This window comes from Ruegeria sp. K5, assembly GCF_056531805.1.
In genome coordinates this window covers 1,385,282-1,403,266 of the sequence record NZ_JBQFML010000001.1, presented here as the reverse complement: position 1 = coordinate 1,403,266, position 17,985 = coordinate 1,385,282, and the positions used below count along the sequence as shown (strand labels likewise).

Sequence of the window (17,985 nt, the reverse complement as noted above, 5' to 3'; positions counted from 1 at the left end):
ACCTGTCATCGTGCCGCCGTTTTGTACGCATCCAGAACCAGACCGTGGAAATGATGCACGGCATGTTCCGATTGGCCTGAGCCATTGGCGTCATCCACGATACGGCCCTGTGTGAAAGCGGGCGTATTCATCCCGCGCTGAACGCTTTCGACAAGGTTGATATCCTCGACCTGCAGAACCTCATCCAGATAGCGGATGGTGTCGAGTTCCGCCTCGTTCGGCGTCGTCTCTTCGAGGAAAAAGTCATAGGTTTCCAGCGTGCGATCCGGTCCGGCGGGGATGACGTTCAGGATGATCATCGACGACCGCCCCGGATAGCGCATGATGCAGGTGTTGGGCCACAGCCACCAAACCGCGTGGGTTCTAACCGTCGCGTTCGAGACATCATAGGCACTGTTGGCCGTGTTCCCCGCATCCGCCATATGACTGGAATAAATGCCATGGGTGGTCACCTTGTAGGTGTCCATGTCCACCAAATCGCAAAAATCCTTATGCGCGGTCGGGCAGTGATAGCATTCAAGGAAATTATCGACCACGTTCTTCCAGTTCGACTTGATGTCATAGGTCAGACGGTGCGCGAAGGTCAGATCCTCGATATCCGGGGCCCAGTGTTTGATCTCGGTCGCCAGATCGCCGGTTGTTTCGGCCAGAGACTGCGCTGCCGGGTCCAGATTCACATAGACAAAACCGCAGAACTCTTCGACCTGAACCTGATCCAGACAGATGTCCTTTGGGTTGAAGTCCCGCAACTGCTCGGTATGCGGTGCGCGCACCAGATTGCCGTCCAGCTTGTAGACCCAGGCGTGATATGGGCACATGATGCGCGTGGTGTTGCCATCGCCTGAAAGCAGCTCATGCGCGCGGTGTTTGCAGACGTTGTAAAACGCGCGCAGCACGCCGTCCTTGTCGCGCACGACGGCGATGGGCTTGCCCGCGACCTCGACGGTCGTATACGCGCCCGGTTCCCGGACCTTTTCGACATGGCACACCCATTGCCACGTCTTCGCAATGATCGCTTCCAGGTCGGCATTGTGCCAAACCTGCTCGACATAGGCTTCCTTGCGCAATGACAGCGAGCGGGACGGGCTTTGATCATAGCCTCTGCCGATCTCCGCAAACTCTTTGGCCGATGGCAATTCAGTCATGGTGATCCTCATCCAAAGCGCACGAGGGCGCGCGTGCAAATCCGCTGGGTAGAGTGATTTAGCCGGGAATAATCGACCGATACTTTACATGGTTCGCCAACATTTGGCCTTAACTGGACGCGCCGTGTTTGCGATGCATGGGCCAGGCGCGGAATTCGAAGGGGATACGGCCTTCGATTCTGTCCCGCATGGGTGGCAGGCCAAACCGGTCCTTGTAGGCGCGGCTGAAATGGACCTGACTGGAAAAGCCGCAGGCGAACGCGATCTCGGACATGGCAAGGGTTGTCTGCGTCACCAGCCCACGGGCCCGGTCCAGCCGAATGTCACGGTAATACAGCACCGGCGTTTTCTTCAGATGCTGGGCAAAAAGGCGGTTGAGCTGCCGCTGTGAAATTTGCGCCGCCTTGCAAATCTCGCCAATAGTCAGCGGCTCTTCCAGGTTGTCTTCCATTGCCCGGATGGCGTTGCGCACGGTATCGGGGATCTTGGCCCCCAATGGTTCCATGAATTGCGGGTTCTGCGGGGTGCCGCGTTCGCGCAGGCTGGGGTGAAACACATATCGCGCGGCAGCGTTTGCCAGCGCGTTGCCATGTATGCCCTGCAGTATTTGCAACGCGAAATCGAACGAGGCGGATCCGCCGCAACAGGTGATGCGGTCGCCATCGAATTCGAACAGCGCCTCGGTGCAATCGACATCCGGATAAAGCTCGCGAAAGGCGTCGATATGTTCGTAGTGCACGGTCGCCCGGCGATGGCGCAAAAGCCCGGCCTCGGCCATGATGAACGCGCCGGTATCAATCCCGCCGAGTGTCGCCTGCTGGCGTGCGGCGCGGCGCAGGGCGGCCTGAATTTGGTCCGAGCCATGCTCCTCCGGGGTCCAGCTTGAAGAGACGATCAGAAAATCGACGGGCTGGGCGGAGGCGGTTTTCAGGCTTTGAGTCTCGATGCTGATGCCGTTGCTGGCCACGCATGGACCGCCGGTTTCCGACACAAGTTCCCAGCTGTAATGGGCCGCGCCTTCCAGATAATTCGCAGCCCGGAAGGGATCGATGAACCCCATGGTCGCAGCCATATTGAAGCTGGGGGTCACGATGACCCGAATTCGAATCTGATCGGATGGCTGCGACATTCAGATGGCCAATTTCGAAAAAATGACGGCGATAAAGCGTAAAACACATCCGCCATTCCCGCAAGTTTTGGCGGAATTGGTTACTTGCTCAGATCTTTTGTGGTCTGACGGTGAACCAAACGCACCGGGGTTTGGGTCAGCGCCGCTGGCACGTCATCGTCCTGAAGCCAGCGCAGGATGGTGTCCGCCACCTGTTTCCCAAAATCACCAACCCCGCACTGCACCGTCGACAAGGCGGGCCAGCATTCCGAGGCTTCCTGAATGTCGTCAAAGCCGATGATCTGAAAAGATGCGCCAATCGCGACCCGCGCCTCGTGGCAGGCGTTGATCATGCCAAACGCGACCAGATCGTTGAAACACAAGGCGGCGTCGCAATCCGGGTGATCCCTGAACAGGCCCGCCGCCGCCGCGTGACCAAAAGCGCGGGTGGATTTTCCTGTTACGACAACCGGTTGCAGCCCATTCTCCTGCACGATCTCAAGATAGCCCGAGATCCGTTCCTGCGTGACTTGCCTGCCTTCCAGCCCGCCAACAAAGGCAATCTTGCGCGCGCCGGTCTCCAGCAAATGACGGGTCGCAACCCGTCCACCGGCGCGGTAATCGGGTGCGATGAATGGGTATTTGCCGTTATCGCCTTCCACCTGACGCAGAACTTGCATCATCGGGATGCCGGCACGCTCAACCGCCTCAAGCGTTTTCGAGACATCCCCGTAAGCAGGCGACAGGATCAGGGCCGAGACCCCGTGTTCCAACATGGCCGTAACGACCTGATCCTGAATCTCGGGGTCTTCATTGGTGTTGGCCACCACAACAGCATAGCCCCGCGACCCCAGCGCCATTTGTAAGGACGTTGCGAATTCAGTAAAAAACGGGTTGGTCAGATCGTTGATCACCAACCCGATCAGGGCGTTCCCGGTTGACCTCAGATTGGCCGCGGATCGGTTATAAACGTAACCGATCTCTTTCATCGCTGCGTGAACCAGCGTTCGGGTTTCCGCTTTGACCTGCGCGCTGCCCTGCAACACAAGGCTGACCGTGGATTTCGACACGCCCGCCTTGTTGGCGACATCTATGATCGTCGGTCTGCGCATTCAGTCTATTGGTCTACCCCGTGCATGCTCAGCAATGTTGTCATCCGCGCTGTAGCCCGATCCGGGTCCGAGAGCAAACCCGCCTGATCCGCAAGCCGGAACACTTCGGCGTAATGACAGATGTCGCGGCTGGATTGGAACCCGCCGGGCATGATGAAATGGGACTGCGCGCCGTTCAGCCAGGCCAGATAGGCGATCCCGGCCTTGTAGAACCGCGTCGGCGCGCGAAAGATCTCGCGACTGAGCGGCACGGTTGGCGCAAATAGCGCGTGGTAGCGATCCATATCGTTCTGCGCCAGCGCCTCAAGCGCCTGAGAGGCCGCCGGAGCGATCGCCGCAAAGATGCCCAGCAAGGCGTGGGAGTAGTGGTCCCCGTCCCCAGCAATCAGATCGGCATAGTTGAAATCATCGCCGGTATAAAGGCGCACGCCCTCCGGCAGGCGCTTGCGAAACGCTTCTTCATGCGCCTGATCGAGCAGTGAGATTTTGATGCCGTCGACCTTGGAAGGGTTTTCAGCGATCAAAGACAGCACAAAGTCGCTGGCCTGATCCACATCCGTGCTGCCCCAATAACCGGTCAGAGCCGGGTCGAACATATCGCCCAGCCAATGCAGGATCACCGGTTCCGCCGCCCCGTCGATCAGCGCGCGATAGACGTCGTGATAGGTGTCCGGCCCGGCATTGATGGCCGGAAAGGCGCGTGAGGCCATCAGGATCAGTTGACCACCGGCGGCCTCGATCGCCTCGGCTTGATGTTCATAAGCGGACAGGATTTCCCCGGCCGTGTTTAGCGCGCCCATGGGCACATGATCCGTCCCGGCCCCGCAGGCAACGCGTGGCGACAGGGGGTGCGCTTTGGCGGCCACCATCGTGCGCTGGATCAGTTCCAGCGCCGTCTCCCAATCCACGCCCATGCCGCGTTGGGCGGTGTCCATCGCCTCGGCCAGCCCAAGGCCCTGATCCCACAGACCCTGTCGGAAGTTCAGGGTCGCGTCCCAGTCTACCGCCGGTCGACCATCCCACGGGTTCCGCTCGGCCAGCGGGTCCGAGACCACATGCGCGGCGGCGAATGCGGTGCGCGTCAACGGTACCTGCGGCGCGCGGGGGATCAAGGGTGTTCCGGTCAGCGCGTAAGGTTCCAAGTGGCCGTCACGGTTTGGCAATATCAATGTCATTGTCTCAGACCTCCAGATCCAGAACCAGAATACCGTCGATCCCACCCACGGCGTTTGCGACCAGTTGCGCCCCGCACGCCTTGTGATCCTCGTTCGCCTGATAGGTCGCCAAGGCGTCCCAGTCGTCGAAATCGATCACAAACCCATGCATATAGCCGCGCTCGATCTGTTCCGGGCTTCGGCTGCGGCCCCCGGTAAAGCCTTTGGCACCGGGCAGAGCTTCGGCCACCTTGGCCAGCCCGCTGTAGATTTGGGCGACCGTCTCCTCGGTCACATCCGGGCGGAATTTCGTCAGAACGATATGACGGATCATTGCGTAAATCCTTGATCTTGCTTGATCATGTCGGCGGCTTTCTCGCCAATCATGATCGTGGGCGCGTTGGTGTTCGAAGAATTGACCGTTGGCATGATCGAGGCATCGGCCACGCGCAGACCCTCGATCCCGTTGAAGCGCAGGCGCGGGTCCAGAACGGCCTCGGCATCATTGCCCATGCGGCAGGTGCCCGCGCAGTGGTGCGAGGTTTTGGAATGCACGCAGATGAAGTCGAAATACTCCTGCTCGGTCTTTACAGTCGGACCGGGCAGATGCTCCGCCAGAACATATGGTTTCAACGCATCCTGCGCGAGGATGTTCTGCACCAGTTTCAGACCCCGGATCGACATCTCTCGGTCATAGGGATCGGCCAGATAGTTCGGGTCGATCAAAGGCATCGCTGCCGGATCGGCGCTTTGCAACCGCACCGTCCCCCGAGATCGGGGCCGCAGGAAACAGGCGTTCAGGGTGACGCCGCCATTGGGCATCGCCTCGACCCCGGCCTCGATCCCCGTACCCAGCCCCAGATGCATCTGAATGTCGGGCGAACGGGCGTCGGGGTCGGCGTACCAGAAGCCGCCGGTTTCAAACAGGCTGGAGGCGACGGGACCCTTGCGGGTGAACAGATATTGCAGCCCGGCACAAGCCGACAGGTGCAGCTTGGCGAAGCGGTCGTAAGTGTGCGGGCCGGTGACCTCGCATATCGAATAAAGGTCCAGGTGATCTTGCAGATTCTCGCCAACCTGTGGCTGGTCATAGACTGCCTTGATCCCGAGGCTTTCCAGATGATCCGCCGGTCCGATCCCGGACAGTTGCAGCAGGCGGGGTGAGCCGATGGCACCGGACGACAAAATCACCTCGCGCGCGGCAGTGATCATTTCGCCGCTCATCATCTCTATGCCGGTTGCCCGTCCTTTCTCGACCGTGATCCGACGGACCTGAGCTCCCATGCGAATAGTCAGGTTCGGACGGTTCCGATTAGGTGCCAGAAACGCCATCGCCGCCGAGGACCGTCGCGCATTGCGTTGGGTCAGCTGGTAATACCCGGCCCCGTCCTGTTTCGCGCCATTCACATCCCGCGTTTCGGGAATACCAACCTGCCCGGCGGCCTTGATATAGGCATCGCAGATTGGCAAAGGCGCGGCGGGCATCGACACGCCCAGCGGGCCGCCTTTGCCGTGGAACTCATTGTCGTAGCTGTCGTTATCCTCGGACTTCTTGAAATAGGGCAGGACATCGTCATAGCCCCAGCCCTCACACCCCATCTGACGCCAGTCGTCATAGTCCTGCGCAGCACCGCGTGTGTAGATCTGGGCATTGATTGCCGACCCGCCCCCGATCACCTTGGCCTGGGTGTAGTTGAACACCTTGTTCTGCATGTGCTTCTGCGGTACCGTCGACCAGCCCCAGCTGCCAATGCCTTTGGTCATCTTGGCAAAGCCCGCAGGCAGGTGGAAAAACGGATGGCGATCCGAAGACCCGGCCTCAAGCAGCAATACCTTGGCCGCAGGTTCCTCGGACAGGCGCGCCGCAATGACCGAACCTGCCGAGCCGCCGCCGATCACGATGAAATCATATCCTTCAGACATCTTGTCCTCTGAGTTCCTTACAGGCGCGAGATCGAAAGCCCGCCATCCACGGGGATCGCGGCCCCGGTGGCGAATTGCATCTGGCCGTCCACGATGGGAACGATGACCGAGCCGATATCCTGCGGCTCACCCCACCGCGCGGCGGGGACCAACCCGCCTTCGATCCGGTCGGTGTATTTGTCGCGCACACCAGCCGTCATTTCGGTGGCGATGATGCCGGGGCGCAGTTCGAAAACGCCGATCCCATGCGGGGCCATCCGCACCGCAAACAGCTGCGCCATCATCGCGGCGGCGGCCTTGGACACGCAGTATTCGGCGCGCTCGATAGACACCATCGTGGCGCTGACCGAGGTGACAAAGGTGATCGAGCGATAGCTGTCCTGGGGGTGCGCCAACATCCGCCGCGCGACCTCTTGCGCCAGAAAGAAGGCACCGCGCAGATTGATGTTTTGCACGAAATCCCAGTTCTCGGGCTTCAGGTCCAGCATATCGCCCCGCACCGGCGCACCGACGCCTGCGTTGTTGATCAGGGCGGTGATTGGGCCTAGCTGGGCCTCGACCTGATCCAGCAAGGCGGGCACGTGATCGATCTGGGACACATCATGCTGCACATAGATCGCGCCGGGTCCCAATTCGGACAAAGCGTTCTGGACCACCGGTTTGTCCGGGGCAGACCGTGACGCAAGCGCCACCTTGTACCCAGCGGCGATCAAGGCGCGCGAGATTCCAAGGCCGATGCCTTGCTGGCCCCCTGTGACCAAAGCAACTCCGGTCATGCTGCAAACTCCGTCTCTAAGATGTGGCGACCGGCGCGCAAGGCCAGTGCCGCGATGGTCAGGGCCGGATTGACCGCAGCCGAGGTCGGCAGGACCGAGGCGTCAACGATGAACAGGTTTCGGTGGTCATGGCTGCGGCAGAACGGGTCCACCACACTGCTGGCTGGATCACGCCCCATCCGGGCTGTTCCGCATTGATGCGAGGGCGTGCGCCGGTCGAAGGGCCGCGACAGGACAATTGGAAACCCGGCCCGGCGCAGGTGCTGTTTCAGCTTGGCCACCAGTGCCTCATGCGCCTGCCAGTTCGAGCGTTTCCAGTCCAGCCGGATCTGGTCACCTTCGACCGTTACCCGGCTGTCCGGATTGGGCAGGTCCTCGGACATCGCATAGAAATCAAAGCTGCGGTTTGCGATCATTGTCGCAATCGGACCGGGTATACCGGGCTGGGATGCCAGAATCGGCCCGGTGATCTTGCCCAGCATCTGTATATTGCCCAAGGGCGCACCGCCCTTCCCGGCATCATTGTAGTAGTCGTTGAACATCAACGTCTTTTGATAGACCGCGCGGTTGCGGCGCAGCGGATGCAAGGCCAGAACCGCCGAGCAATTGTGGTTCATGAAGTTGCGCCCAACCTGATCGGATCGGTTCGCCAATCCGGCGGGGCAATTGTCATTGGCGGATTTCAACAACAGCGCGGCGGACTGAACAGCCCCTGCAGATAACACGATCACCGGCGCGTGCAGGGTACCGTGCCCCTTGACCTCAACACCTGTGATGTGCCCGTCTTTGTCGCTCAGCAGTTTTTTGGCGGGTGCGTTCGTCAATAGTTCGACATTCTCGTGCTTCAGGGCATCCGCCAGAGCGCAGGTTTCCGCGTCCATTTTGCCACCGCAGGTGTTCGGAAACGCATCCCACGTGGTTTGCCCGGCCGAAAGCCAGCGGTCGATATCCACCCCCAAAGGGACAGATGCGGGCGACAGCCCCGCCCCGCGCAAACGCGCGCGCAGATCCGCGATGTCAGGCTCATCAGCTACAGGAGGATGCGGGTAAGCGCCGCTATGCGGCGGCTCGGTCGGGTCCTCATCGGCGGTTCCGCGCACCGCATAAAGCTGCTCCGCCGCCGTGTAGTCCGGTTCCAGATCTCTGTAACGGAGAGGCCAGCCAGGAGAGCGACCGCCCATATGCTGGCGCGGTTCAAAATCCTCGGCCCGGTAGCGGATCAGGGCGGCACCGTAGAATTTCGAGTTGCCGCCGACGCAGTAATAGTTGCCCGGACTGAAAGGCTGCCCTTCGCCGTCCAGCCAGGTTTCATCGGGGCGGAAATGCCCATCCTCAAAGATCGCCTTGGGGTCTCGATCCACGGGTGAAGGGCGCAGATAGTCGCCGCGTTCAAGGATCAGAATGCGACGGCCCGAGGGGGCCAGCGCTGCGGCCAGCGTTGCCCCTCCGACCCCCGATCCGATGATTATGACGTCCGGGTTTGTCACGGAGTGATCCGCATCTCGCTTTCAGGGTCAAAGGCCACGGCCTTCTCCATATTGACGGCAAAGTCGAAATCCTGCCCCGGCGCGACCTCAGCGTCCGAGCGCATCCGGGCGATCACATCCCGGCCTCCCAGTTGCATCGACACGAACGTGTCCGAGCCTGCGGGTTCGGTGACAACAATCCGGTTGGTCATCTGCGCAATGTTCGAGGATTTGCGATCCGCGCCATCCATATCGGTGATGGTTTCGGGACGGATGCCCAACAGGATCTCACGCCCATCCCATTCGGCCAGATTGTCCTGACTGAACGGCAACTGCGCCATCGATCCGTCATGGGTGGCGACCTCGGCATGAGGGCGACCGTTCAGCACGGTCACTTTCGCAGGCACCACGTTCATCGCCGGCGAGCCCATGAACGTTGCCACAAAGATATTGGCCGGGGTGTCGTAGATTTCCTGCGGGGTTCCGAGTTGCTGCACATAGCCTCCGTTCATCACCGCGATGCGGCTGGACAGGGTCATCGCCTCGATCTGGTCGTGGGTCACGTAAACGATGGTCGTGCCAAGGTTCTGGTGCAGCTTCTTGATCTCGGTCCGCATATCGACACGCAGCTTGGCGTCGAGGTTGGACAGTGGTTCGTCAAACAGGAACACATCCGGTTCCCGCACCAATGCGCGGCCCATGGCGACCCGCTGACGCTGACCGCCAGACAATTGACCGGGCTTGCGGTCCAGCAACTGCTCGATCTGCAACAGCGTGGCGACCTCGTGCATCGCCTTGTCGCGTTCGGGCTTGGGGACGCCGTGCATCTCAAGCCCGAAGGTGATGTTCTGGCCCACGGTCATGTTGGGATAAAGCGCGTAGCTTTGGAACACCATGGCGATGTTGCGGTTCGACGGATGCACCCCGTTCATCACAGTGTCCTTGATAAGAATTTCGCCGCTGGTGATGTCCTCAAGCCCCGCGATCATGTTCAGCAGGGTCGACTTGCCGCAGCCCGAGGGGCCGACCAACACCAGAAACTCCCCCTCCTGCACCGAGATATCGACCTTGTGCAGAACCTCGACCGATCCGTAGGATTTGGTCGCGTTGTCTATGTCCAGAAAACCCATCAGGCCTTATCCTTTCACGGAACCCGCCATCAGGCCGCGGACAAAGTACCGTCCGGCCACGATATAGACGAGCAGAGTTGGCAGGGCCGCCAGAATGGCCCCTGCGAAATGAACGTTGTATTCCTTCACGCCAGTTGACGACTGCACCAGATTGTTAAGCGCCACCGTCATCGGTTGGCTGTTGGCATCGGCAAACGACGCACCAAACAGGAAGTCGTTCCAGATGTTGGTAAACTGCCAGATGATCGACACCACCGCGATCGGCCCGGAACTGGGCAACAGGATGCGCCAGAAGATCTGGAAGAACCCCGCGCCGTCGATCTGCGCCGCCCGGATCAACTCGGTCGGGAAGACCGCGTAGTAGTTGCGGAAATATAGCGTGGTGAAGCCGATCCCGTAGACCACATGCACCAAGGCCAGACCCCAGGTGGTGCCTGCCAGACCCATCAGGCCCAGCATCCGCGCCATCGGGATCAGAACGATCTGGAACGGGATGAAGCAGGCAAACAGCATCAGACCGAACAGGATCGTGTCGTATTTAAAACGCCATTTGGTCAGCACATAGCCGTTCAGCGCGCCAAGGATGGTCGAGACGATCACGGCCGGAACCACCATCTTGATCGAGTTCCAGAAGTAGGGCTTCAACCCGGTCGGATCGACACCGATCTGGGCTGAGGACCACGCTTTCAGCCAAGGCTCCAACGTGAAGACTTGTGGCAGGTTCATCATGCCGCCGCCGGTGATCTCTTCCAACGGTTTCACCGAGTTCACCAGCATCACATAAAGCGGCAGAAGGTAGAAAAGCGAGAAGAGGATCAGCACCACATAGATCAGCGTCCGCGTGACCCGACCAGTGCGAATTGCGGTATCCTGAGTTGCTTGGGACATCAGCGTTTCTCCCGCAATTCGGCGTAAAGATAAGGGATCATGATCGCCGCGATGGTCATCAGCATGATCGTGGCCGAGGCCGCGCCGATCCCCATCTGGTTCCGCGTGAACGTGTAGGAATACATGAAGGTCGCGGGCAGCTCGGTCGCGCGTCCCGGTCCGCCGCCGGTCAATGCGATCACAAGGTCAAACGTCTTGATCGCAAGGTGGCTGAGGATCACGAAGGCCGACAGGAATGCCGGACGCAGTTGCGGGATGATGATCCGGCGATAGAGGTTCCAGTTCGAGGCCCCATCCATCTGTGCCGCGCGCAGGATTTCGTTGTCGATGCCGCGCAGCCCGGCCAGAAACATGGCCATCACAAAGCCGCTGGTCTGCCAGACGGCGGCCAGAACAACCGTATAGATCGCGTAGTCGCGGTTTTTGATCCAGTCGAACTCGAAACTGGTCCAACCCCATGTGTGCATGACGTTTTCCAGCCCGATACCGGGATCCAGAAACCATTTCCAGGCGGTGCCCGTGACGATGAAACTCAGCGCCATGGGATAGAGGTAGATTGGGCGCAGTAACCCTTCGCCGCGAATTTTCTGGTCGAGGAAGATTGCCAGACCCAAGCCAATACAGGTGCAGATCACGATATAAAGGCTCGCGAAGATTCCCATGTTGATCAGCGAGGTTTCCCAATGGCTCAGGCGCCAAAGCTTGTCGTAGTTTTCCCATCCGACCCATCCAAAGGTCGGCAGGATGCGGCTGTCGGTAAAGGACAGGTAGACCGAGAACAGAATGAACCCGTAAACAAAGACCAGCATCATCGCCAGCGACGGTGACAGGACCAGTTTCGGGATCCAGTTCTGAAGGCGTGTCTTGAAATCCGCGTCGGCTGAAGTTGCCATGGCGCGCCCTCCTTCAAGTCGGGGGTGTCTAAGGCGCGGGATGTGCCCGCTGGTGACAGGGCGGCGCGTTTGCCGCCCCGTCGGGAGGATCAGGTGATCACTTGGCGATGGAAACGGCGTCGACCAGTTCGACCACAGCGGTTTCGCTGTCGTATTCACCGTTGAAATGCGCCGTTACGACGTCATAGACCGCGTTTTTGACCGAGGCAGGTGCTGCGTGACCATGGGCCATCGATCCGAACAGGTTGCCCGAGGATGCAGCCGCCGCCAGATCCTTCATGCCCTGCTTGCCGCAGTCATCAAAGTCGGCGTCGCTGACATCGGTCCGCGCGGGAACCGAGCCCTTCACAACGTTGAACGCCGACTGGAAGGACGGTGACAGGATCGCGCTGGCCAACGCCGCCTGTTCTGCCGAAACAGAACCGCCCTGATCGAACATCATGAACTGGTCCGCGTTGAAGGTGACCTGATCTGCCGTGCCGGGGAAGCGGAAGCACAGGAAGTCCTGACCGGGCACCTTACCCGCATTCAGAAACTCACCCTTGGCCCAGTCGCCCATCATCTGGAAACCGGCCTCGCCGTTGATGACCATCGCAGTCGCCAGGTTCCAGTCCCGGCCCGAGAAGTTCTCGTCCACATTTTCGCGGATAAAGGCCATGCGGTCGAACGCCTCTTTCATGGCGTCACCACCCAGGGCTTCTTCGTCCAGATCGATGAACGCGGCTTTGTAGCCATCCGGACCCAATGTCGACATGGCCACAGCGTCGAAAATAGTGGCGTCCTGCCAGGCCTGACCACCATGGGCAATCGGGGTCACTCCGGCGGCTTTCAGCGCCTCAACAGCAGCCACAAATTCTTCCCAGTTGGTGGGTTGAGCGATGCCGTTTGCATCCAGAACCGCCTTGTTGGCCCAGACCCAGTTGGTCGAATGCACGTTTACCGGGGCCGAGACCCACTTGCCGTCATGCTTGGCGAAGGCCTTCAACGCGTCCGGTACAACATCGTCCCAACCTTCCTGCGCGGCCACTTCGTTCAGATCGGCCAAAGCACCTTGCGCGGCCCAGTCCTGAATGTCGAAGCCCAGACCCTGAACCGCCGTTGGCGCGTTGCCTGCTGTCACACGCGCGCGCAGAACGGTCATCGCCTGCTCACCGCCGCCACCGGCAACCGGCATGTCGGTCCAGCCGACGCCCTGACCGGACAGGTCATCTTTCAGAACGTTCAGCGCTGCGGCCTCGCCACCCGAGGTCCACCAGTGCAGCACCTCGACCTCTTCTGCCTGCGCCAAGCTGGTCGTGCACAGCAACCCGGCCACAATCAGAGATTTCGTCTTCAACAGATTACGCATTTTGTTTCCTCCCTTAATGCGATCTTGGTTCCGGCGGCTCGCTTCCCGCCGGTCAGTCTTGCGGCACCCAGGGCGCACGGCTGTTGCCGATGCGCATGACCACCGATTTAACCTCGAAAAATTCCTCGAACCCGTAGCGTCCGATTTCCCGCCCCTGCCCGGATTGCTTGACGCCCCCAAAGGCCACTTCGGGGAACCCGTCCATCCAGGTGTTGGTCCAGACCGTTCCCGCTTCGGCGCGTCGGGCGAATTCCAGGCAGGTGTGAACGTCGTCACTCCAGACCCCGGCGGACAGACCGTAAGCGCTATCATTGGTCAGGGCGATGGCCTCGTCCAGTGTTTTGAAGGTCAGGACCGACAAAACCGGTCCGAATACCTCATCCCGCGCAATGGGCATGTCGGGCTGAACATCTGTCACAATGGTTGGCTGGTAGAACTGATCGCCCAACCCGTCGACGGTCAGGCGGTCCCCGCCAAGGGCAATGGTCGCGCCTGCATACTGCGCCTGTTTCACATAGGCATCGATCTTGGCATTGTGCTCGGCTGTAACGATGGCCCCGACCTGAGTGCTGGGGTCCAGGGGGTCGCCGAATTTCACCTTGCGGGACAGCTCGACGACCTTGGTCGAAAACGCCTGGGTAATGTCTTCGTGCACGATGATGCGGCTGCTGGAGTTGCAGCACTGGCCGACGTTGAAATAGACGCCAAACACTACCGCATCTGCGGCCGCATTCAGATTGGCGTCGGGGAAGATCACCTGTGGGTTCTTGCCACCCAGTTCCAGCGCAACCTTCTTGAGCGTATCCGATGCCGTCTTGCTGATGGTCTTGCCGACGGCGGTCGAGCCCGTGAAGCTGACCATATCCACGTCTTCATGGGCAGAGAGCGTGCTGCCAACCGGCACACCATAGCCCAGTACCATGTTGCACACCCCTGCGGGCAGTCCGGCTTCGATCAACAACTCGCCCAGCATGATGGTGGTCGAGGGTGTCACTTCCGAGGGCTTCACAACCACCGTGCAGCCTGCGGCCAGCGCAAAGGGCAGTTTCTGGCTGAGGATCCAGAACGGGAAATTCCACGGGGTGATGATCGAGACAACGCCAATGGGCTCTTTCAGAACCACACCCATCATATCTGCGCCCAGCGTGTTGTGGCTGTCGCCATGGGTGCTGCGGGCCAAAGACGCTGCATAGCGCCACAGATCGGCGGCACCCCCAACCTCACCCTTGGACTGGCTGACCGGCTTGCCGCTTTCCAGTGTTTCGATCAGGGCAATGCGGTCGATATTCTGCTCGATCAGGTCCGCCACTTTCAGCAGTACTGTTGCGCGGTGTTTGCCCGACGTGCGGCTCCAGACGCCGCTGTCAAATGCGGCTCGGGCTGCCGCGATGGCGGCCTTGGTTTCGGCCTCACCACCAAGGGCTGACCGGCTGACAACATGCCCATGCGAGGGCGAGCGACGCTCGAACGTCTCACCTGACGCGCTGCTTTGCCATGCGCCATTGATCAGATGGCGGCCTTCGAACATTTCGGGCAGCGCGAACGGGATCGCAGGGTTGATCGTGAGGTCTTTCATATGCGTCAAAGCCCTGAAAACTGGGGGTTACGTTTTTCCATGAAGGCCGCGACGCCTTCGTCCCGATCGGCTGAGGCCGCCGCCGCAGCGCTGCCAAGCGCCTCGATCGCGGCTGCTGAATCTTCGCCGACCGCCGCGTGAATCATGTTCTTGGCAATTTCGGTGGCGCGCGGGGACAGAGCCTGCGCCTCGGTGGCGATCTCAAGCGCGCGGGTCAGGACATCGTCGGCCACTTCGGCGGCATAGCCCAGGGCAACCGCGCGGTCTGCGCCAATACGGCGACCGAACAAAGCCATTTCCTTGACCGCCCCTTCAGGGATCAGCCGCGCCACGCGCTGTGTGCCGGACCAACCCGGAACAATCCCGATCCGCGCCTCGGGCAAGGCCAGAGTTGCGCGAGGGGCCATCAGCCGCAGGTCGCAACAACTGGCCAATTCCAGCCCGCCGCCAAAGGCATGGCCATTGATCGCGGCAATTGTTGGTTTGCCCAGCCGTGCGAGGCGGTCGAAAATCCGGTGCCCGTCCCGCACCCAATGGCGGGCAAACTCTGCTGGGCTAAGCCCCCCCCAGGCACCAATATCCGCGCCGCAGCAAAACGCTTTTTCCCCCGCCCCGGTCAGCACCAGAGACCGAACCGCGCTGTCCCGCTCGACCTGCTGTACGTGAGTTTCCAATGCGTCCAGCATGTCAATCGTCAGCGCATTCAGCTTGGACGGGTTGTCCAGCGTCAGGACAGCCGTCGCCCCGTCGATATGAAAGCCAATCCCGCTCAAATCGTCATCCCCATTGGGCCTTCGGTGAACAGGGCCTTTGGCATTAAGGCTGCGTTTTCAGCAACTTGTACGCGGCCCTCTGATGCTGCCATAATGTCTTGCTGCGCGTTGATGCCCGGCATAATCTCGGTCGCGACCAGCCCCTGTTCGGTCAGGCGGATGACACAGCGCTCGGTCACGTAGATCACATCCTGCCCAAGCTCGCGCGCCCGGCGGCCCGAGAAAGTGACGTGTTCGACCTGATCCACCATCTTGGTGAACTTGCCGGGGGCCGCGACGCTGATCCCGTCCGAACCCAGATCGATCTTGGCACCAGCCTCGAACCAGCCCGAAAACACGATCTTTTTCGCGCCTGCGGTGATATCGACAAACCCACCGCACCCGGCGGTCAAATAAGGCTTCTTGCCCAGTTTCGAGACATTCACGTTGCCGTCCACGTCAACCTCAAGGAAGGACAGGAAGGACATATCGAACCCGCCGCCCTGAAAGTAGATGAACTGCTGCGGTGAGGGCACGTAGGCATGCGCGTTAGACGCACAGCCAAAGGCGAAACCGGTCAGCGGAACACCCCCGACGGCCCCTTGTTCGATGGCCCATGTGACGGCCTTGGGATGCCCTTCCTCCAGCAGAATGCGGGGCACCATGGCGCTGATGCCAAAGCCCAGATTTGCGCTCATCCCCGCGCGCAATTCCATCGCAGACCGGCGCGCGATTACCTTCTCAACCCCGTGTTCGACCAATGAGAAACTGTTCCATGGGCGCATGATCTGGCCCGAGATGGCGGGGTCATAGGGCGTTTCAGTGGTCTGTTTCTGATCCGGGTCCTCGACGATCAAGTCGACCAGATGGCCCGGCACGCGTACATCATGCGGACGCAGGCTGCCCTCGGCAGTCACCCGCTGCACCTGAGCGATCACCAGACCGCCATGGTTGCGCACGCAGATGGCCTGTTCCAGCCCGCCCAGATAAGCCCCTTCATGCTCGTAAGTCAGGTTGCCGAATTCATCCGCCGTGGTGGCGCGCAGGATGCAGACATTTGGGATGATGTTGGGGAAGTGCAGCCAGGTCTGGCCGCCAAACTCGGCGCGCGCGACGATGGGCGAAGCGGCCCCGCGCGCATTCATCGCGCAACCCTCGCGGATCGGGTCCACGAACGTATCCAGTCCGACCTGAGTCAGAACGCCCGGACGCCGGGCCGCAGCCTCGCGGTGCATGTCGAACATGATCCCCGAGGGCACGTTATACGCAGCCACGCGGTCTTCGACGATCATTTTCCAGATCTCGGGCATTTCAAAGCTGGACGGCCCCGAGGGGTATGATCCGGCCAGCACACGGGTCAGCAATCCGTCCTGCGCCAGATATTCCATGCCCTTGACGCCATACATATCCCCCGCCGCAATCGGGTGCATCGTTGTGATATTGCGCGGATGCCCCTCGGCCCGGAACCTCTCACCCATGGCTTTCAGAACCAGATCGGGGCACCCCAAAGCTGACGAGGATGAGACGGTGACAATCGCCTCATCCGGGATGCGGGATACGGCGTCGGATGCAGAAACAAGCTTGGTCATCAGAAGCCACCATAGTTGACGTCAACGCGCTGACCGGTTGCTGCCGCTTCGCGCACGCTAAGCGCGACGGACAGGGATTTGACCCCGTCCGGACCATCGGCTGCGGGGCGTCCTTGCCCGGCAGCGGCGGCGACGAAGTCCGAGACGCCCTGCACGTAAAGGTCATGGTTGGAATAGGGGATCGCTTCGCTACCCGTTTCAGTGACGAGGGTAATGTCACCCACCGGCTGCTGGGTCATGATACCCTTGGCAAAGATCGACCCTTGGGTGCCGTGCACCTCAAGACCCGAGCCCGCATAAGGATGGGTGAAGCTTTCATGGGTCATCACCATCGCGCCCGAGGGCATGGTCCAGACCGACATGCAGGAATCCTCGACCCCCTGCCCCATGCCGGAACTTGTCATCTGCGCCACAACGCTTGCGGGATCTTCCTGTAGCAGGAACCGGGTGACGTCCGCGTCATGCACGACGATGTCGGGGATCACGCCGCCACCGGCGCCCGCGTCATTGATCCGCCAGCCCTGTAAGTGGCCCGGCAGGTGAACCGCGTGATGAATGCGCAGCGACAGCACCTTGCCGACGCGCCCGGCTGCGATGAGGTCCCGGATCGCGCGATGGGTGCCCGAGCAGCGCAGGTGATGGTTCGTGCCAAAGGTGACGCCTGCGGCTTCGGCGGCCCGAACCATCTTAACCGCTTCGTCCTGCGTCATGCCCAAGGGCTTTTCACACAGAACATGCTTGCCCGCTGCGATCGCCGCCAAAGCCTGCGCGTGATGCTTTTCATTGGTCGAGGAAATGTAGACCGCCTGAACATCCGAACCCGCCAGCGCCGTGGCTAGATCGGTGGTGGCGTTTGCAATGCCGTGGTCATCCGCCCAGATTTGCACCCGGTCAGGTGAGGTGCTGACAATCCAGGTCACCTCGTTGCCCGGCTGCTTGCGCACCGCGTTCAGCATATGTTGCGCGGCAATTGTGCTGGCCCCGACGAATACCCAGTTCATAGTAGATTCCCAAATTGGAACGTTCCAGAGATGTGTAGTGGAACGTTCCAATAACTTCAAGAGGAATCATTTGCCCCTGTCCGAACCCGCGCGCAGGTACTCATGATGCTGACGATAAAATGTA

The 17,985-nt window shown here is 60.5% G+C and carries 16 protein-coding genes; all 16 read right to left on the bottom strand.

Annotation, left to right across the window (positions count from 1 at the left end; all coding sequences use genetic code 11):
* Positions 1-5: 5 nt before the first annotated feature.
* The 16 genes from ACR0MO_RS06935 to ACR0MO_RS06860 all read right to left on the bottom strand — a co-directional run bounded on the left by ACR0MO_RS06935 (position 6) and on the right by ACR0MO_RS06860 (position 17,861).
* On the bottom strand, positions 6-1,145 hold the full coding sequence (locus tag ACR0MO_RS06935) for an aromatic ring-hydroxylating oxygenase subunit alpha (RefSeq protein WP_480890349.1): 1,140 nt from the start codon (positions 1,143-1,145) through the stop codon (positions 6-8).
* A gap of 109 nt (positions 1,146-1,254) precedes the next feature.
* Entirely contained in the window at positions 1,255-2,274 is a 1,020-nt protein-coding gene (locus ACR0MO_RS06930) for a GlxA family transcriptional regulator (protein WP_480873283.1), read from the bottom strand.
* An 80-nt stretch (positions 2,275-2,354) separates the two neighbouring features.
* Positions 2,355-3,365 (bottom strand): LacI family DNA-binding transcriptional regulator, encoded by a 1,011-nt coding sequence (locus ACR0MO_RS06925; RefSeq protein ID WP_480890346.1) that lies wholly within the window; start codon positions 3,363-3,365, stop codon positions 2,355-2,357.
* Between the two features lie 5 nt (positions 3,366-3,370).
* Entirely contained in the window at positions 3,371-4,540 is a 1,170-nt protein-coding gene (locus ACR0MO_RS06920; RefSeq protein ID WP_480890344.1) for a dihydrodipicolinate synthase family protein, read from the bottom strand.
* A 4-nt stretch (positions 4,541-4,544) separates the two neighbouring features.
* On the bottom strand, positions 4,545-4,853 hold the full coding sequence (locus ACR0MO_RS06915; RefSeq protein ID WP_480890341.1) for a Dabb family protein: 309 nt from the start codon (positions 4,851-4,853) through the stop codon (positions 4,545-4,547).
* A complete protein-coding gene (locus ACR0MO_RS06910) occupies positions 4,850-6,442 on the bottom strand; it encodes a GMC family oxidoreductase (protein WP_480890338.1) in 1,593 nt (530 codons plus the stop codon). Before ACR0MO_RS06910 ends, ACR0MO_RS06915 begins: the two co-directional genes overlap by 4 nt.
* Before the next feature lie 17 nt (positions 6,443-6,459).
* The gene (locus ACR0MO_RS06905; RefSeq protein ID WP_170630508.1) at positions 6,460-7,218 is read right to left on the bottom strand and encodes a 3-ketoacyl-ACP reductase; all 759 of its coding nucleotides are present in this window, start codon (positions 7,216-7,218) and stop codon (positions 6,460-6,462) included.
* The gene (locus tag ACR0MO_RS06900) at positions 7,215-8,705 is read right to left on the bottom strand and encodes a GMC oxidoreductase (RefSeq protein WP_480890336.1); all 1,491 of its coding nucleotides are present in this window, start codon (positions 8,703-8,705) and stop codon (positions 7,215-7,217) included. The genes ACR0MO_RS06905 and ACR0MO_RS06900 overlap by 4 nt, the downstream gene beginning before the upstream one ends.
* Positions 8,702-9,814 (bottom strand): ABC transporter ATP-binding protein, encoded by a 1,113-nt coding sequence (locus ACR0MO_RS06895; RefSeq protein ID WP_480890334.1) that lies wholly within the window; start codon positions 9,812-9,814, stop codon positions 8,702-8,704. The genes ACR0MO_RS06900 and ACR0MO_RS06895 overlap by 4 nt, the downstream gene beginning before the upstream one ends.
* 6 nt (positions 9,815-9,820) lie before the next feature.
* Positions 9,821-10,702, bottom strand: coding sequence for a carbohydrate ABC transporter permease (locus ACR0MO_RS06890; RefSeq protein WP_170622626.1), 882 nt, complete (start codon positions 10,700-10,702; stop codon positions 9,821-9,823).
* A complete protein-coding gene (locus ACR0MO_RS06885) occupies positions 10,702-11,595 on the bottom strand; it encodes a carbohydrate ABC transporter permease (protein WP_170622627.1) in 894 nt (297 codons plus the stop codon). Before ACR0MO_RS06885 ends, ACR0MO_RS06890 begins: the two co-directional genes overlap by 1 nt.
* Before the next feature lie 97 nt (positions 11,596-11,692).
* Positions 11,693-12,943 carry an ABC transporter substrate-binding protein gene (locus ACR0MO_RS06880; RefSeq protein ID WP_170630506.1) on the bottom strand — a complete coding sequence of 417 codons (1,251 nt, stop codon included), beginning with the start codon at positions 12,941-12,943 and terminating at the stop codon, positions 11,693-11,695.
* A gap of 52 nt (positions 12,944-12,995) precedes the next feature.
* Positions 12,996-14,519 carry an aldehyde dehydrogenase family protein gene (locus ACR0MO_RS06875; protein ID WP_480890332.1) on the bottom strand — a complete coding sequence of 508 codons (1,524 nt, stop codon included), beginning with the start codon at positions 14,517-14,519 and terminating at the stop codon, positions 12,996-12,998.
* 5 nt (positions 14,520-14,524) lie between these two features.
* Positions 14,525-15,292: an enoyl-CoA hydratase/isomerase family protein gene (locus ACR0MO_RS06870; protein WP_480890329.1), complete on the bottom strand. Its 768-nt coding sequence runs from the start codon at positions 15,290-15,292 to the stop codon at positions 14,525-14,527.
* Positions 15,289-16,860, bottom strand: a complete 1,572-nt coding sequence (locus ACR0MO_RS06865) for an acyl CoA:acetate/3-ketoacid CoA transferase (protein ID WP_480890326.1) — start codon at positions 16,858-16,860, stop codon at positions 15,289-15,291. The genes ACR0MO_RS06870 and ACR0MO_RS06865 overlap by 4 nt, the downstream gene beginning before the upstream one ends.
* The gene (locus ACR0MO_RS06860) at positions 16,860-17,861 is read right to left on the bottom strand and encodes a Gfo/Idh/MocA family protein (RefSeq protein WP_480584003.1); all 1,002 of its coding nucleotides are present in this window, start codon (positions 17,859-17,861) and stop codon (positions 16,860-16,862) included. Before ACR0MO_RS06860 ends, ACR0MO_RS06865 begins: the two co-directional genes overlap by 1 nt.
* Between the last annotated feature and the right edge of the window lie 124 nt (positions 17,862-17,985).

Bases quoted from the DNA above. Each gene is read 5' to 3' on its own strand.
- ACR0MO_RS06915 (WP_480890341.1), bottom strand. From the start codon at position 4,853: ATGATCCGTCATATCGTTCTGACGAAATTCCGCCCGGATGTGACCGAG.
- ACR0MO_RS06935 (WP_480890349.1), bottom strand. From the start codon at position 1,145: ATGACTGAATTGCCATCGGCCAAAGAGTTTGCGGAGATCGGCAGAGGC.
- ACR0MO_RS06880 (WP_170630506.1), bottom strand. From the start codon at position 12,943: ATGCGTAATCTGTTGAAGACGAAATCTCTGATTGTGGCCGGGTTGCTG.
- ACR0MO_RS06865 (WP_480890326.1), bottom strand. From the start codon at position 16,860: ATGACCAAGCTTGTTTCTGCATCCGACGCCGTATCCCGCATCCCGGAT.
- ACR0MO_RS06875 (WP_480890332.1), bottom strand. From the start codon at position 14,519: ATGAAAGACCTCACGATCAACCCTGCGATCCCGTTCGCGCTGCCCGAA.
- ACR0MO_RS06930 (WP_480873283.1), bottom strand. From the start codon at position 2,274: ATGTCGCAGCCATCCGATCAGATTCGAATTCGGGTCATCGTGACCCCC.
- ACR0MO_RS06910 (WP_480890338.1), bottom strand. From the start codon at position 6,442: ATGTCTGAAGGATATGATTTCATCGTGATCGGCGGCGGCTCGGCAGGT.
- ACR0MO_RS06885 (WP_170622627.1), bottom strand. From the start codon at position 11,595: ATGGCAACTTCAGCCGACGCGGATTTCAAGACACGCCTTCAGAACTGG.
- ACR0MO_RS06895 (WP_480890334.1), bottom strand. From the start codon at position 9,814: ATGGGTTTTCTGGACATAGACAACGCGACCAAATCCTACGGATCGGTC.
- ACR0MO_RS06860 (WP_480584003.1), bottom strand. From the start codon at position 17,861: ATGAACTGGGTATTCGTCGGGGCCAGCACAATTGCCGCGCAACATATG.
- ACR0MO_RS06925 (WP_480890346.1), bottom strand. From the start codon at position 3,365: ATGCGCAGACCGACGATCATAGATGTCGCCAACAAGGCGGGCGTGTCG.
- ACR0MO_RS06920 (WP_480890344.1), bottom strand. From the start codon at position 4,540: ATGACATTGATATTGCCAAACCGTGACGGCCACTTGGAACCTTACGCG.
- ACR0MO_RS06890 (WP_170622626.1), bottom strand. From the start codon at position 10,702: ATGTCCCAAGCAACTCAGGATACCGCAATTCGCACTGGTCGGGTCACG.
- ACR0MO_RS06905 (WP_170630508.1), bottom strand. From the start codon at position 7,218: ATGACCGGAGTTGCTTTGGTCACAGGGGGCCAGCAAGGCATCGGCCTT.